Annotated in this window: 16 protein-coding genes; all 16 read left to right on the top strand. The window is 75.7% G+C overall.

Annotation, left to right across the window (positions count from 1 at the left end; translation table 11 throughout):
• The first annotated feature begins 10 nt into the window (after nucleotides 1-10).
• The 16 genes from ACWCHM_RS10375 (at nucleotide 11) to ACWCHM_RS10300 (ending at nucleotide 14,086) form a co-directional block, all read left to right on the top strand.
• Complete coding sequence (locus ACWCHM_RS10375; RefSeq protein WP_454222251.1) at nucleotides 11-796, top strand: LppM family (lipo)protein; 786 nt, start codon at nucleotides 11-13, stop codon at nucleotides 794-796.
• On the top strand, nucleotides 793-987 hold the full coding sequence (locus ACWCHM_RS10370; protein ID WP_454222250.1) for a hypothetical protein: 195 nt from the start codon (nucleotides 793-795) through the stop codon (nucleotides 985-987). Before ACWCHM_RS10375 ends, ACWCHM_RS10370 begins: the two co-directional genes overlap by 4 nt.
• An 11-nt stretch (nucleotides 988-998) precedes the next feature.
• Nucleotides 999-1,607, top strand: a complete 609-nt coding sequence (locus tag ACWCHM_RS10365; protein WP_454222249.1) for a glycine zipper family protein — start codon at nucleotides 999-1,001, stop codon at nucleotides 1,605-1,607.
• Nucleotides 1,604-2,296 (top strand): carboxypeptidase-like regulatory domain-containing protein, encoded by a 693-nt coding sequence (locus ACWCHM_RS10360; protein WP_454222247.1) that lies wholly within the window; start codon nucleotides 1,604-1,606, stop codon nucleotides 2,294-2,296. The genes ACWCHM_RS10365 and ACWCHM_RS10360 overlap by 4 nt, the downstream gene beginning before the upstream one ends.
• Before the next feature lie 25 nt (nucleotides 2,297-2,321).
• The gene (locus ACWCHM_RS10355) at nucleotides 2,322-3,554 is read left to right on the top strand and encodes a phage tail sheath family protein (RefSeq protein ID WP_454222246.1); all 1,233 of its coding nucleotides are present in this window, start codon (nucleotides 2,322-2,324) and stop codon (nucleotides 3,552-3,554) included.
• A gap of 1 nt (nucleotide 3,555) precedes the next feature.
• The gene (locus tag ACWCHM_RS10350) at nucleotides 3,556-4,038 is read left to right on the top strand and encodes a phage tail protein (RefSeq protein WP_204960571.1); all 483 of its coding nucleotides are present in this window, start codon (nucleotides 3,556-3,558) and stop codon (nucleotides 4,036-4,038) included.
• Entirely contained in the window at nucleotides 4,013-5,521 is a 1,509-nt protein-coding gene (locus tag ACWCHM_RS10345) for a hypothetical protein (RefSeq protein ID WP_454222244.1), read from the top strand. Before ACWCHM_RS10350 ends, ACWCHM_RS10345 begins: the two co-directional genes overlap by 26 nt.
• Nucleotides 5,521-6,312 carry a CIS tube protein gene (locus ACWCHM_RS10340; protein WP_454222243.1) on the top strand — a complete coding sequence of 264 codons (792 nt, stop codon included), beginning with the start codon at nucleotides 5,521-5,523 and terminating at the stop codon, nucleotides 6,310-6,312. Before ACWCHM_RS10345 ends, ACWCHM_RS10340 begins: the two co-directional genes overlap by 1 nt.
• A 14-nt stretch (nucleotides 6,313-6,326) precedes the next feature.
• A complete protein-coding gene (locus ACWCHM_RS10335; protein ID WP_454222241.1) occupies nucleotides 6,327-7,895 on the top strand; it encodes a phage baseplate assembly protein V in 1,569 nt (522 codons plus the stop codon).
• Nucleotides 7,895-8,233 (top strand): hypothetical protein, encoded by a 339-nt coding sequence (locus ACWCHM_RS10330; RefSeq protein ID WP_204960568.1) that lies wholly within the window; start codon nucleotides 7,895-7,897, stop codon nucleotides 8,231-8,233. The genes ACWCHM_RS10335 and ACWCHM_RS10330 overlap by 1 nt, the downstream gene beginning before the upstream one ends.
• On the top strand, nucleotides 8,230-8,706 hold the full coding sequence (locus ACWCHM_RS10325) for a GPW/gp25 family protein (protein ID WP_454222239.1): 477 nt from the start codon (nucleotides 8,230-8,232) through the stop codon (nucleotides 8,704-8,706). The genes ACWCHM_RS10330 and ACWCHM_RS10325 overlap by 4 nt, the downstream gene beginning before the upstream one ends.
• A gap of 807 nt (nucleotides 8,707-9,513) precedes the next feature.
• Complete coding sequence (locus ACWCHM_RS10320) at nucleotides 9,514-11,358, top strand: baseplate J/gp47 family protein (protein WP_454222237.1); 1,845 nt, start codon at nucleotides 9,514-9,516, stop codon at nucleotides 11,356-11,358.
• On the top strand, nucleotides 11,339-11,899 hold the full coding sequence (locus ACWCHM_RS10315) for a phage tail protein (RefSeq protein ID WP_204960565.1): 561 nt from the start codon (nucleotides 11,339-11,341) through the stop codon (nucleotides 11,897-11,899). The genes ACWCHM_RS10320 and ACWCHM_RS10315 overlap by 20 nt, the downstream gene beginning before the upstream one ends.
• Nucleotides 11,896-12,726, top strand: a complete 831-nt coding sequence (locus tag ACWCHM_RS10310; protein WP_454222236.1) for a hypothetical protein — start codon at nucleotides 11,896-11,898, stop codon at nucleotides 12,724-12,726. The genes ACWCHM_RS10315 and ACWCHM_RS10310 overlap by 4 nt, the downstream gene beginning before the upstream one ends.
• 97 nt (nucleotides 12,727-12,823) lie before the next feature.
• A complete protein-coding gene (locus ACWCHM_RS10305; RefSeq protein ID WP_454222234.1) occupies nucleotides 12,824-13,279 on the top strand; it encodes a hypothetical protein in 456 nt (151 codons plus the stop codon).
• Nucleotides 13,280-13,336: 57 nt separating this feature from the next.
• A complete protein-coding gene (locus ACWCHM_RS10300) occupies nucleotides 13,337-14,086 on the top strand; it encodes a hypothetical protein (protein WP_281897047.1) in 750 nt (249 codons plus the stop codon).
• The last annotated feature ends 5 nt before the right edge of the window (nucleotides 14,087-14,091 follow it).

The following is a 14,091-nucleotide window of genomic DNA, read 5'->3' as shown; positions in this document are numbered from 1 at the left end:
CAATGTGCCCATGAGAACCGGACGCGGACACGGCAGGGCGGTACGGCTCACGGTGTGCCTGGCCCTGCTGACCCTGCTCGCCGGATGTATGCAGCTCAACCTGGGGCTGACCGTCAACGCCGACGACACCGTCGACGGGCAGCTGCTGCTCACCGCCGAAAAGTCGGTGCTCAGCAGCCGCAACAAGAACCTCGCGGTCGCCTACGCCGAACTGCGGGAGAACATCCCCGCCCTGCCCGCCGGCGAGGAGACCGTCTACGAGGACGATCGTTTCTACGGCGCCCAGATCACTTATCGGCGCACCCCGCTGAAAAGCTTCACGAGCGAGAGCGTGAAGCTCGTCCGCGACAGCGATCTCTACCGGTTCAGCCTGCCACTCGACCCCAAGAAATACGGCGGGAAGGTGGCCGAACAGGATCCCCAGAACCAGCAGCGGTTCCTGGATCTCATGTCGTTCGAGATCTCGGTGACCTTTCCCGGTCGGGTGATCGATTCCAACGGCACGCTCACCGGGCGCTCGGTCACCTGGAAGGTCGTCGCCAACGAGCCCAAACCGGCCGAACTGCGGGCGATCGCCGAAGCGCCGCCGCGCCCCACCCCGTCGACCGGCCCGGCCGCCGCGGGCGGCACGGACGACCCGGGTGGCTTCCCGTGGCTGCCGGTGTCCGTGGGGGTCCTGGTCCTGCTCCTGCTGGCCGGCGGGGTCACCGCCGTCCTGCTGCGCCGTCGGGGCGGCACCGCCGCCACCCCGCCCGCCCCCACCCGTCCCGCACCACCCGAAGGGGGATCGCCGTGAACGATCTCTTCAGCTGGGCCGCCCTCGGCACCGTGGCCGGTGCCAGCGCCGCCACCCTGCTCACCGCCAACGTCATCGGCCGCCTGCTCGGCCCGAACAGCGACAAGGCCCGCAACCGGCAGCCCACCCAGGCCACCCCCGGCCAGCTCGCCCAGGGCCGGCAGCCCCGCTTCGTCCGTTCCTGGGTCTGAGGAGGCACGTCATGGTCTACGGAATCGTCAGCGCCGCCGTCCACGTCCTGGGCGGGGCGACGCTCGGGCTGGCCGTCGGTGGCCCGGTGGGACTGCTGGTCGGCGCGGTCGCCGGCCTGCTCGTCGGCGTCCCGTTCGGCTGGTCGGTCGCCGCCGCCCGGGTGTACGGCCCGGACGCCCGGGGGGTGGCGCTGTTCGTCGTCGACCACACCTGGAGCCTGCCGAACACCGCCGCCGGGGCGCTCTACCTCGCCCTGCACCTGGTCGTCGGCCACTCGTTGGACCGGCCCACCTCGCAGCACAGCTGCCGGGTCAACCTGGTCGAGGGAGTGTCCCCCCGGTACGCCACCACCATCGGCACGGTCTGCGCCGGTTCCGGCCCCGGCATCCAGCGCCACGAGGACGTGCACATCCTGCAGGCCCGGCTGCTCGGCCCGCTCTACCTGCCGCTGGTCGCGCTCAACTACGTGCTGTTCACCATCGCCCCGGTGTGGCTGCTCTGGCACGACCACGCCAACGCCCCGATCAACCGGTTCACCAGGTACTTCGAGATCGGCGTCTACCCGCACGTGTGGAACGAGGCCATCGCGTACCGCATCCAGGGGACGCCGCCGCGATGACCGGCGACGGGCCGGGGCCGGTCGAGACGGCCACCGCCGAGCTGGCCGCCTGGCTGGCCGGGGCCGCCGGGCAGGACGTCCCGGTCGGCCCGCCCGCCGACGGGGGCGTCGGGCTGACCCTGTGGCCGCTGGCCCTGCGGCCGGCCCGGCAGACCCGGGGCACCGGCACGCCCGCGCCGTACCGGTTCACGATCCGCTACCTGGTCGCCGCCGCCGGCCCGGCCGCGCTGGCCGGGCTGGACCGGGTGCTGACCGCCGCCGCCACGGCCGGCGAACCGGAACTGGTGCTGGAGGCCGGCGACCCGGCGCTGTGGGTGACGCTGGGCGTCGCCCCCCGGCCGGCGCTGCTGGTCGACGTGCCGGCCCAGGTGACCGCCACGCCGCCGGTCGCGCCACCGGTGCTGCACCCGCTGCGGCTGCACCGGCTGGCCCTGCGTGACCTCGTCGGCCGGGTGGTCGGCCCGCAGCGGCAGCCCCTGGCGGCGCTGCGGGTGGAACTGGCCGGCACCCCGTACGCCACCCACACCGACTCCGGCGGACGGTTCCGGCTCGCCGGGGTCCCGCACGACCCGGAGCAGCCCGACCAGCCGGTCCGGCTGCGCCTGGTCGGCCGGGGCCGCACCCTCACCGCCGAGGTCGACCCGGCCGACGCGGACATCGTCATCGTCTGCGAACCCCCGGCCCGCTGAGCCGGCCCGGCGTACAGGAGGACCGATGCCCCACTACTTCTCCCCCGGCATCTACGTCGAGGAGGTGCCCAGCGCCGCCCGGCCGATCGGGCCGGTCGGGATGGCCGTCGCCGCGTTCGTCGGGGTCGCTCCCGACCGGGGCGCGCACGTCGACCGGGCACTGGCCGTCACCAGCTGGTCGGAGTTCCTGCGGCTGTACGCCGCCGGTGACGACCTGGAGAGCACCCCGCTGGCCCGGGCGGTCTTCGGTTTCCTCGACAACGGCGGCAGCCGCTGCTGGGTGGTCAACGTCGGCGTCGACGGCCGACTCACCGGCACCGGGCAGCGGCGCACCGGGCTGCAACTGGTGGAGGCGATCGACGAGGTGGCCATCCTCGCCGCGCCCGGCTTCCACGACCCGGTGTCGCACGAGGCGCTGCTGAGCATGGCCGAGCGGTTGCGCACCATGGTGGCGATCTGCGACCCGCCGCCCGGCATCGAGGACATCTCGACGCTGACCCGGGTGGCCACCCCCGCGCGCGCCGGCAAGCCCGGCGACGGAAAACCGGCCGACGGCAAGGCCGGCGAGCCGGCCGACGCCGACACCGGCACCGCCCACCGGGCCCGGCAGTCCGACTACGGCACCTACTACTTCCCCTGGCTGCGGGTGCGTGACCCGCTCACCGGCGAGCTGGTGCTCACCCCGCCGAGCGGTCACATGGCCGGCATCTGGGCCCGTACCGACGCGCTGCGCGGCGTGCACAAGGCCCCCGCCAACGAGCCGGTCCGCGGCGCGGTCGACCTGGAGTACCTGGTCACCCGTGCGGAGCACGACGTGCTCAATCCCAGGGGGGTCAACGTGATCAGGTACTTCGCCGGGGAGGGCATCCGGGTGTGGGGGGCCCGGACCCTGGCCGCCGAGGCCAGCGAGTGGCGTTACCTCAACGTCCGCAGGTTGTCGATCTCCATCGAGCAGGCGATCGCCAACGGCACCAGGTGGATGGTGTTCGAGCCCAACGACTACTCGCTGTGGCGGTCCATCCGCCGCGACATCGGCGCGTTCCTGACCCGGGTGTGGCGCGACGGGGCGCTGCTCGGGCGTACCCCCGAGGAGGCGTTCTTCGTCAAGTGCGACGAGGAGACCAACCCGGTCGACGTCCGCGACGCCGGGATGGTGGTCGCGCACATCGGCATCGCGGTGGTCAAGCCGGCGGAGTTCGTGGTGTTCAAGCTGAGCCAGTGGGCCGGCGGCACCGACACCGAGACGATCGGAGGCTGACATGCCGACCCCGGCCACCCCGCAACCCGGCGCCCCGGTCGACCCGTACCGGGCGTACCACTTCAAACTGCTCATCAACGGCATCACTAACGGGCACTTCACCGAGGTCAGCGGCCTGGAGATGACGATCGGCCGGCTGTCCTACCGGGAGGCCGGCAACGACCGGGTCCGGTCGGTCCCGGGGCAGGTCGACTACGCGCCGGTGACCCTGCACTTCGGCCTCACCCCGTCGCGTGAGCTGTGGGACTGGGTGCACGGCGCGGCGACCGGGACGGTGAGCCGCCGCAACGTGTCCGTGGTGCTGTTGGACGCCGCCGGCACCGCCGAGGTGCTGCGCTGGAACCTGATCAACGCGTGGCCGATGCGGTGGCGGGGTGCCCACCTGCACACCCTGTCCCAGGAGATCGCGATCGTGGCGCTGACCCTGGCGTACGAGGGGTTGGAGTTGGAGGACGGCAGTGCCGCGGCGTCCACGACCGCGTGACTGGCTGGCCACCCGGCTGCGGGCCGCCGCCGACGCGGTGGCCCCCGCACCGGCCGCCCAGCCGACCGCCCCGGCCACGCCGTTCACCGGCACCGACCCCACCGCCCGGTGGGCCGGGCCGGCCCCGGTGCCGGGCGGGCCGGCCCGGCCACCGGACCACTGGCTGCCGCGCGGGCCGGGGCAGCCACCGGACCACTGGCTGCGGACGGTCGCCGCGCACGCCCCCGGCCTGCTGCACGACCTGGTCGGGCCGGCCGCCGACGACCCGCCGGGCCCGCCGTCGGCCGCCGGCCCGTGGCCCGCACCCCATCCGGGAGTACGCGGACAGTCCACCCCGGCGTCCGCCGAGCCCCCGCCCGACCCCGGTGCCCCCACCGCCGACCGGCACCCCGCACACCCGCCCGTCGCGGTGCCGCCGCCAGCTCCCGCCCCGCCCACCGCGCCGTGGGGGTCGTCGCCGGTGCCGAGCCCGGTGACCGGCACCCACCTCCCCCGATCCGGCGGCCCGACGGCGGCCACCCCGACCACCGGATCGGCGGGCCACCGCGTGCACCCGCCGATGGTGCACGACCCGGATCCGGCGACGGCGCATCCGACGACGGCGCACCCTGCGCATCAGCCTCCGGGGCACGACCCGGACCCGGCGACGGCGCACGGTCCGGACCCGGCGGCGACGGCCCGGCCAAGCCCGCAAGCGCGGCCCAGCGGGGTGGCGACGCCGCCCGGTCCGGAGTGGACGGCACGTGCCGGGCTCGGGTGGCTGCGCCGACCCAGCCGGCGACGGACCACCCCGCCCCGCCCCCCGACGACACGACCCCGCCCGGAGCCGACGACGGGGGCCGGTGCGGACCCGAGGACGGGGGCCGGTCCGCAGCCGGTGACGGAGATCGGCCCGAGGTCGGGGACGGGACGCGACCCGGGGTGGGCCGCCGCACCCGGGGCTCAGGCGCCTGATCCACGCGGGTGGGCGGGGCACCGTCCGCCTTCCGACGTCGACCGGGGTGCGCCCCTACCGGGCGGCGGGCGGTACCGGACCCCGGACGTACCGTCGCCGGCCCCCGGTCGGGGGTGGCCGGACCGCCCCGAGCCCGGTCGTACGGTGGAGGCCGCAACCAGCACCGGGCGACGGCCGGTCGACGGTCGACGGACCGGCGCGACGGCGGCCGACGCGGTGGCGGCGGCCGGCGACGCGGCACCCGGCGGCCCGGCCGGCTGGGGCCGCCCGGACCCCGGCCGGACGGGTAACCCGGTCACCGGCGGCTGGCGCGGTGGCGGGACCCACCCGGGCCCCGCCGGCGGCGCAACCGGGCGCGGCACCGTGACCCGGCGGACCACCACGACCCGGTGGCCGCAGGACGTGCCGGTCCCGGCCGGTGACCCGTGGCCGGCCCTGCCCGACGACGGGGCGTGGCGACGGCCGACGGGGACCGCCCGGGACGACGCCCGGGACGCCAGGCTCGACGCCGAACAGCGGGGGTACTGATGGAACGGGTCGCCTTCCTGATCGACGACTCAGGTGTACGGATCGACTGCCTGCTCAACCCGCAGACCGTTCAGGTCACCCGGATCGCCGGGGTACGGCCGCAGGGCAGCGCCGAGGGGCGGCTCACCGGGATCGGGCTGGCCGACGACCCACTGGCCTTCACCGGCGGCGGTCGTACCGAACTGGTGCTGGACCTGCTCTTCGACACCGACCTGGTGGAGGGGCCGACCCGGCCCGGGGACGTGCGGATCCTCACCCGGCCACTGTGGATGCTGGCCGAGAACTCCGCCGTGGCACACGGCTGGCAGCGCCCGCCGCTGGTCCGGCTGGTCTGGGGCAAGACATGGAACGTGCCCGGGGTGGTGGTGGCCGTCGCCGAACGGTTCGACGTGTTCACCCGTACCGGTTCACCCCGCCGCTCGTGGCTGCGGATGAAGCTGCTGCGGGTGGCCGAGTCGGCCGACGAGGCGCAGCAGGGCTTCGCCGAGGAGTTGGCCGCCGCGACCCCGCCCGGGACGCCCCCCGGGCAGGCGGTGGTGGCGGCCGGGGACGGTACGGCCACGCCCGGCTACTCCGGGGTGCGCTTCGACCTGCTCGCCCACGACGCGCTCGGCTCGCCGCTGCGCTGGCGGCTGCTCGCCGAGCACAACCGGATCACCGACCCGTTCGCCGTGCCGGCCGGGACCGCCCTCGCGGTGCCCCCGCCCACCGCGCCGCAGCCCGCCCCGGCACCGGCGGTGGCAGGCGCGGGCGGGACCGGGCCGACGCCGGCCGACGGGGGTCTGCGGTGAGTGCCCGCCCGTCGGTGTCCCTCGATGGCGTGCCGCTGGGCGGGGCGGCGGACCGCCGGATCCGGTCGGTGCGGGTGGCCGCCCGCCTCGACCAGCCCACCCAGTGCGAGGTGGTGTACGCCGCCGACCCCGGCCCGGGGGCGCGGGGTCCCGGGCCCGGGCCGGCGGTGCCGACCGGCGCGACGCTCACCGTCCGGCTCGGCGACGACCTGCTGTTCACCGGGGAGGTCACCTGCGTCGAGGTGGAGTACGCCGCCGACGGCACGGCCCTGTTCCGCTGGCGCGGCTACGACCTGCTGCACCGGCTGCGCAAGCGGCAACAGTTGCGGGTCTTCGAGGCGGTCACCGCCGCCGACCTGGCCCGGGAGCTGTGCGGCGCGGTGGGCCTCGCCGTCGACGCCGAGGCCGACGGGCCGGTGCTGGACCGGCTGCTCCAGCACCGGCACAGCGACCTGGAGCTGCTGCGGGAGGTCGCCGGCCGGGCCGGCCTGCACCTGGCCGCCGACGGTGACCGGGTACGCCTGGTCACCCTGGACGGGCACGGCCAGCCGGTGCCGCTGACCCTGGGCCGGACGCTGCACTCGGTGCGGTTGGCCGCCAACCTGGACCGGGCCGCCGGGGGCAGCGCCGCGCTGGGCTGGCATCCGCAGCGGGCCGAGCCGCTCGGCCACCGGGTCGACGCCGCGCGCAGCGGCCGGCGGGTGCCGTTGCGCCCGGATCCGGCGGCGGTCGGCGCGGACGGCGTACGGACCCTGCTGGACCAGCCCGGCCGCAGCGACGACGAGTTGGCCGCGCTCGCCCAGGCCGGCCTGGACGACCGGGTGGCCGCGCTGGTCACCGCCGAGGGCGTCGCCGCGGGTGACCCGGCGTTGCGTCCCGGCCGGCGGGTCACGCTGGGCGGGGTGGCCGACGACCTGGCCGGGGTGTACGTCCTCACCGAGGTGGTGCACACCGTCGACGGCAGCGGCCACCTCACCCGGTTCGCCACCGCCCCGCCGCCCTCCCCGCCGCACGTCACGGCCGGCGGGGCGGTGGTCACCCTCGGGGTGGTCACCGCCGTCGACGACCCGCAGCGGCTCGGCCGGGTCCGGGTGCGGCTGCCCGGGTACGGCGACCTGGACGCCGGCTGGCTGGCCGTGCTCTGCCCGGGGGCCGGACGGGACAAGGGCATCGTGGCGTTGCCCGACCCGGACGACACGGTGCTGCTGGCCCTGCCGGGTGGTGACCCGGTCGCCGGGGTGGTGCTGGGCTCGCTGTTCGGCACCGTCACCCCGTACGACGCGGGGGTGGCCGACGGACGGGCGGGCCGCTGGTCGGTGCGGACCGGCAGCGGTCAGACCATCGTGGTCGACGACGCGGCGCGCACGCTGCGGCTGGCCACCGACGTCGGCAGTTTCCTGGAGCTGACCCCCGAGTTGACCACCCTGCACGCCGCGACCGACCTGGTGCTCTCCGCGCCGGGCCGGGCGCTGGTGGTGCGGGCCCGCAGCGTCGACTTCCTGCACGCCGACGCGACCGAGGACGCGACGACCGCCAGGCAACAGGCCGGCACGCTCGCCCGCGCCCACTCCGGAGGTGCCTGATGCGCTGGATCACCCTCGACTCGCTGATCGCCTGCGACCACGACGGCCGGGTCACCAACCGGGCGTCGCAGGGCTGGCTGACCGTCGCCGGGACGCCGGTGCTGGTCGACGACGACCCGGTGGGGCGGGACATCGTGGCCTGCCCCAACTACGGGCCGACGGTCAAACCGTGCGCGAAGACCCTCGCGGTGCGGGTCGGCTACAGCGGCTGGCTGCGGGTCGACGGGCGGCGGATCGTGCTGTCGCACCTGGCCGGGTTCACCGACGGCACCCCGCCGAACCTGGTCCGGCACACCGTGCACGACGCCCGGCAGCGCCTGGTGGAGGCCGACCGATGAGGGCGTTGCGGTTCGTCGGGGCCGGCTTCGACGCCGGCCGCGCCGGGGGCCTGGCACTGACCGCGACCGGCGGGCTCGCCGTGACCGACGGCGACGAGACGGTACGCCAGGCGTTGTACCTGCTGCTGTCCACCACGCCGGGCGAGCGGCTGATGCGCCCCGGGTACGGCTCCCGGCTGCACCGGCTGGTGTTCGCGCCGAACGACGAGACCACCGCCGGGCTGGCCATCCACTACGTACGGCAGGCGATCCGCCGGTGGGAGCCCCGGATCGAGGTGATCGACGTCGACGCCGGCCCCGACCCGGACGACCCGTGGCGGCTGGTGATCAGGTTGGACTACCGGGTGCGGGCCAGCCTCTCCCCCGGTCAGCTGGTCCTCTCCGTCGACCTGCTCCCCGCCGACGCCGACCCGCCCGCGCACCGGGCCGCCGGTCGGCCGACCGGGGGCCGGACCGAGGGGGACGGGTCATGACGCTGCCCGTGCCGCACCTCGACGACCGCACCTTCCTCGATCTGGTCACCGAGGCCCGGGACCGCATCCGGCAGTCCTGCCCCGGTTGGACCGACCTGTCCGCACACGATCCGGGCATCGCCCTGGTGGAGGCGTTCGCGCACCTCACCGAGGTGATGATCTTCCGGCTGAACCAGTTGCCGGAGAAGGCGTACGTGCAGTTCCTGAACCTGCTCGGGGTCACCCGGCACGCCCCGACGGCGGCCTGGGCCGACGTCCGGTTCGTCCGGACCGGCGGTGACCGGGCGGCGGTGCGGATCCCGGCGGGCACCCGGGTCGCCGCGGCCCGGGGCGTCGACCCCAGGCCCGTCGTCTTCGTCACCACCGAGCCGGCGCTGCTGCCGGCGGACGCCGACGAGGTGACCGTCCGGATGCACCACTGTGAACCGGTCGAGGCGGAACTGCTGGGCGTCGGCACCGGCCAGCCGGGGCAGGCGCTGCGGGCCGCCCGGTCGCCGCTGGCGCGTACCGCCGAGCCGCGGGACCTGCTGCTCGGGGTGGAGGTGCCGGCCGGCTCGGTGGAGCTGGGCGCGGTGGCCCGGGAACACGAGGGGGCCACGTACGAGGTGTGGCGGCCGGTGGACAGCTTCGCCGGGGTCGGCCCGCAGGCCAAGGTCTACCTGGTGGACCGCTGCTCGGGGCTGGTCACCTTCGCCCCGGCGCTGGACCTGCGCCCACCCGCCCGGCCCGGCACCGGCCGACGTGGGACCGGGCGTCCCGGGGCCCGCCGGCACACGGGCGGGCGGTGGGCCGGTCACCGTCGCGGCGGTGCCGCCGGCCGGCGCGCGGATACGGCTGTGGTACCGGGCCGGCGGTGGCCGGACCGGCAACGTCGCCGCCGGCACCCTGACCACCCTGCGGGACCCGCTGCCCGGGGTACGGGCGGAGAACCCGGCACCGGCAGGTGGCGGACGGGAGCTGGAGAGCCTCGAATCGGCGCTGGTCCGGGGCCCGTACGAGTTCTTCGCCCAGCAACGCGCGGTCACCGCCCGGGACTTCGAGATCCTCGCCGCCGGCTCCGGCGGGGTGTCCCGGGCGCGGGCGTTCACCCGGTCGGCGGTGTACAGCTTCGCCCGCCCCGGCGAGGTCGAGGTGGTGCTGGTGCCGTACGTGCCGGACGAGGCCCGGCCGGGTGGCCGGCTGCCGGTGACGGTGCTGCGCGCGCACGAGGTGGAGGAGTCCCGCCGCCGGGTGGAGGCGGACCTGGACCGACGGCGGGCGTTGGGCACCAGCTGCCGGGCCGGGTGGGCCCGCTACAAGGCGGTGTCGATCCGGGCCCGGGTGGTGGTCCGGCCGGAGGAGGACGTCGAGGCGGTCCGCCGGCGCATCCACGACCGGCTGCACCAGACGCTCAGCCCGCTGCCCACCGCGCTGAACCCGACCGGCTGGGCGTTCGGTGAGCCGCTCCGCGCGTCCAACGTGTACCGGATGCTGGAGCACGCCGAGCCGGGGGTGCGCTACGTCGAGTCGGTCCGGTTCGTGGTGGACGAGGCACCCGACGCGCAGGTCCGCGCCGTCGCCGTCGACCAGTACCAGCCCGGCACCTGGTACGCCGGCCGGGGCCCGGTGCTGTTCCGCTCGTCCAACGCGGGGGTGGGCTGGGAGCCGGCGGGCCGGTTCGACGACGACGAGACGGTGCTGCGGGTCGCCCCCGCCCCGGCTCCGGTGCGTCCCGGGGTGCTGGCCCGACCCGGCGCGGTGGCGGTGGTGACCACCCGGGCCGCAGGCGGCTCCCGGGTGCACCTGAGCACCGACCTCGGCGAGACCTGGTCGGCGTTGACCGGCCTGGACTCCCGGATCACCGACCTGGCCTGGATCGACCGGGACGGTGCGGGCGCGCTGCTGCTGGCCACCGACACCGGCCTGTACGAGGTGTCGCTGCTGCCCGGGGCGGTGCCGTTGCAGATCCTGGTCGACCCGGCCGACGCCGACCGGGGCTTCTACGCCGTCCGCGCGTTCGTCTCGGAGCGGGGCGCGCCGGGGGTGGCGGTCGCGGCGCAGGCGGGTTTCGGCGTCTACCTGTCCACCGCCGGTGGCCGCCCCGGCAGCTTCACCCACGTCGGCCTGGCCAACGTGGACAACCGGGTGCTCGCCGTGCAGTACGACGGCCCGGCCACCCTGCTGTGGGCGGGCGCGGGCGAACCGGACCCGAAGAAACCGGGGCAGGGCTGCCACCGTACCCGGCTGTTCGAGTCCGACGTGAAGTGGCAGCAGGTGCAGGCCGGCTGGATCGGCGGCACCTGCCGGGACCTCGCCTTCGTCGGCACCCTGGCGGTGGCGGCCACGCAGAGCGGCGGGGTGGTCCGCCTCGACACCCTGGCCGCGCAGCCGCAGTGGCAGCCGGTGGTGGTCAACTGCGGCCTGCCGCTGCGCGACCGGACCCGGTTCGTGCCGGTGGACGCGATCGCCGGCAGCGCCACCGGTACCGGCGGCGCCCGGTTGATCCTGGCCGGCGGCGAACGCGGGGTGTACCGCAGCGGCGACGCCGTCGACTGGACACCCAGCGCCAACCAGGCCACCGCCGACGTGGTGACCGTCCCCGACACCTGGCTGCTCTGCTCCGGCGGGCACGACATCGAGGTGGTGGGGCACGATGCGCCGGGCCGCGATTGAACGGCTGCTGCCGGCGGCCTACCAGCGGGCCGCCGGGCCGGGCAGCGTCCTGGCCGCCCTGCTGGACGTGATGGAGACGCTGCACGCCCCGGACGAGGCGCTGCTCGCCGACGTGGACGTGCTGTTCGACCCGTACCGCACGCCGGCCGGGTTCGCCGGCTACCTGACCCGCTGGGTGGCGATGGACCACGTGCTCGGCCCGCCCCGGCCGGACGCCCCGCCGCCGCTGCCCGTGGGCCGGCTACGCGACCTGGTCGCGCACGGCGCGCTGCTGGCCCGCTGGCGGGGCACCCCGTACGGGATGCGGACCGCGCTGGAACTGGCCACCGGGGTCACCGGGTTCGTCCTGGACGAGCCGGCCGACCGGCCGTTCCACCTGGTCGTCCGGGTGCCGCAGGCGGCGGCCGGGCTGCTGACCGTGGTGACCCGGATCGTCGCGGCGGAGAAACCGGCGGCGGTGACCGCCGAGGTCGTCCTCGCCGACGGCTCCGCCCCGGGTTCCCCTCCCCCGCCCGGACCGTCGTCTGAGGAGCCGTCATGACCACCGAATGGGCCGTCGTCGCCGCCGCCGAGCAGTTCACCCTCGACCCGGCCAACCGGGGCGAGCTGACCTTCACCGTCTCCAATCCCGGCGGCGCGCCGGACACCGTGGTCTTCGACGTCGCGCCGGGCGAGGGCAGCCAACGGGGCTGGTTCACGGTGGCCGAACCGCAACGGGTGGTGCCGGGGCAGAACTCGGTGTCGTTCCTGGTCCGCCTGGCGGTCCCGGCCGGCACCGCACCCCGCCGGTACGACATGACCGGCTTCGCCTACTCGGCGAACACCGCGCCGGAGGAGAGCTCCCGCGCCAGCGGCCGGGTGACGTACGAGGTCAGGGCGGTCGCCCCGCCCCGGCGGGCCCCGTGGCCGTGGATCGCGGCGGCGGTGGCGCTGGTGGTGCTGGTCGGCGCGGTGGTCGGTTACCTGCTCAGCCGGCCGGACGCCGCCCCACCACCGGCCGCCGCCCGGGTGGTGACGGTGGAGGCGGAGACCCTGTTGGCCGGGGCGAAGACGGAGTCACCGGCGGGCGCCGCGGTGAAGGTGGTGGAGCAGCCCGACTGCTGCGGGCTGGCCTTCTCCGGCGGCCGACAACTGTTCCTCCAGGGGCTGGCGGCGGGTGACCGGGTCAGTCTCACCGTCACCTGCCGGTGGACGCCACCTGGTCGTTCGCCGCGTCCCGGACCACCTCGGCGGACTACGCCAACACCATCTGGCAGATCGACGGCATACAGGTGGGCGGTACCTTCCTCGGCTTCTCGAAGCAGCCCGCGCTGCGCGACGTCGAGGAGGTCGGCACGGTACGGCTCGGCCGGGGCACGCACACCCTGACCCTGATCGCGGTCGGCCGGACCCAGGGCACTGAGCGGTACTTCGCCGGGGTGGACCGGGTCCGGTTCACCGAGCTGCCCGAGCCGACGGGCCGGCCGTGACCGGCCGGCAGAAACTGCTGCTGGTGGTGGTCGCCGTACTGCTGGTCGCCGGGTTCGTCGGCGCGCTCGGGCTGGGTCACGCCGGTCGCGGTGATCCGGCCGACCCCGGTGCGCCGGGCTGGCTGGGCCGGCTCGGTGGGAACGGCGCCACCGTGGACCCGGCGACGGTACGGGCCGACTGCGACCGTACCGGCGACGTGCTCTCCTTCGTCGGCGGCTGCGCGCTGCGGGTGGACGACCCCGGCGGGCTGCGCACCCTGGTGCTGCGCAGCGGGGCGGCCTTCGCGGTCACCGCCCCCGCACCGGGCGACGCCGACCTGACCGTCCGCGACGACGTCACGCCGGCCGACGGGGGTGACGCCGTCGCGACGATCGCCGTCGACCGGGCCACCGAGGTCGGCCTGGGCTGCCCTGGAGGTGTCTCGTGCACCGTCACCATCGCCACCTCGTGACCCGACGCCGGTCGGTGCCCCGGGTCGCGGTGACGCCGGGCCGGGAGGTGACCCGGCATGGGTGAGCTGCGTAAACCGTTCCTGCTGTTGGCGCTGCTGGCGATAACGCTGGTGGTGGGACTGGAGTGGGGTTCGTCGCTGCTGACCGGCGGCGGCGACGCGGGCGGGGCGCTGCTCAGCGGTGCCCGGGACCTGGGTGTGGACGTCGGCGAGGTGGGGCGGATCAGTGAGCCCTCCGGCCGGGGCACCGGCTATCTGGCGCTGGTCGACGTGGTGGCGCTCTGGACGACCGGCCTGTTCTGCCTGAGCCTGCTGCTCTCCGACCGGGTGCAGGGCCGGGTGCAGGGGGTGGCCACCCTGGTCTTCGCCGTCCTGCTGATCCTGGCGTCGCTGGTGCTGCTGGTGACCGTCTTCGTCGAGCTGACGGTGATGGTGTCGCTGTTGCTGGCAGTGCCCTTCGGCACGCTGGCCTACCTGGCGCTGTGGGGATTCTTCCCGGTCGGCGAGGCCAGCCTGCTGCTCGGCCTGGTGCTGGCGTTGAAGCTGGTCTGGGCCGGGCTGCTGCTGCTCGCCCAGCCCCGGTTCCTGCAGAACAAGGGGCTCGTCCTGCTGGCGCTGACCACCCTGGTCTGCACGGTGCTGCTGGAGTTCCTGCACCGGCTGGTCCCGGTGATCCTGGTCAGCATCCTCGACGACGTCGGCGCGCTGGTCTTCGCCGTCGTGGCCCTCGTCTGGGGCCTGGTCCTGCTGGTCGGCTCCATCCCCGCCGTCGTCAAGGCCGTCCGCGCCACCGCCACCGCCCGGTGACTCGG

This window comes from Micromonospora sp. SCSIO 07396 (assembly GCF_053667945.1).
Note: the sequence above shows the minus strand (reverse complement) of the source record. Positions and strands in the feature narration are given on the sequence as shown.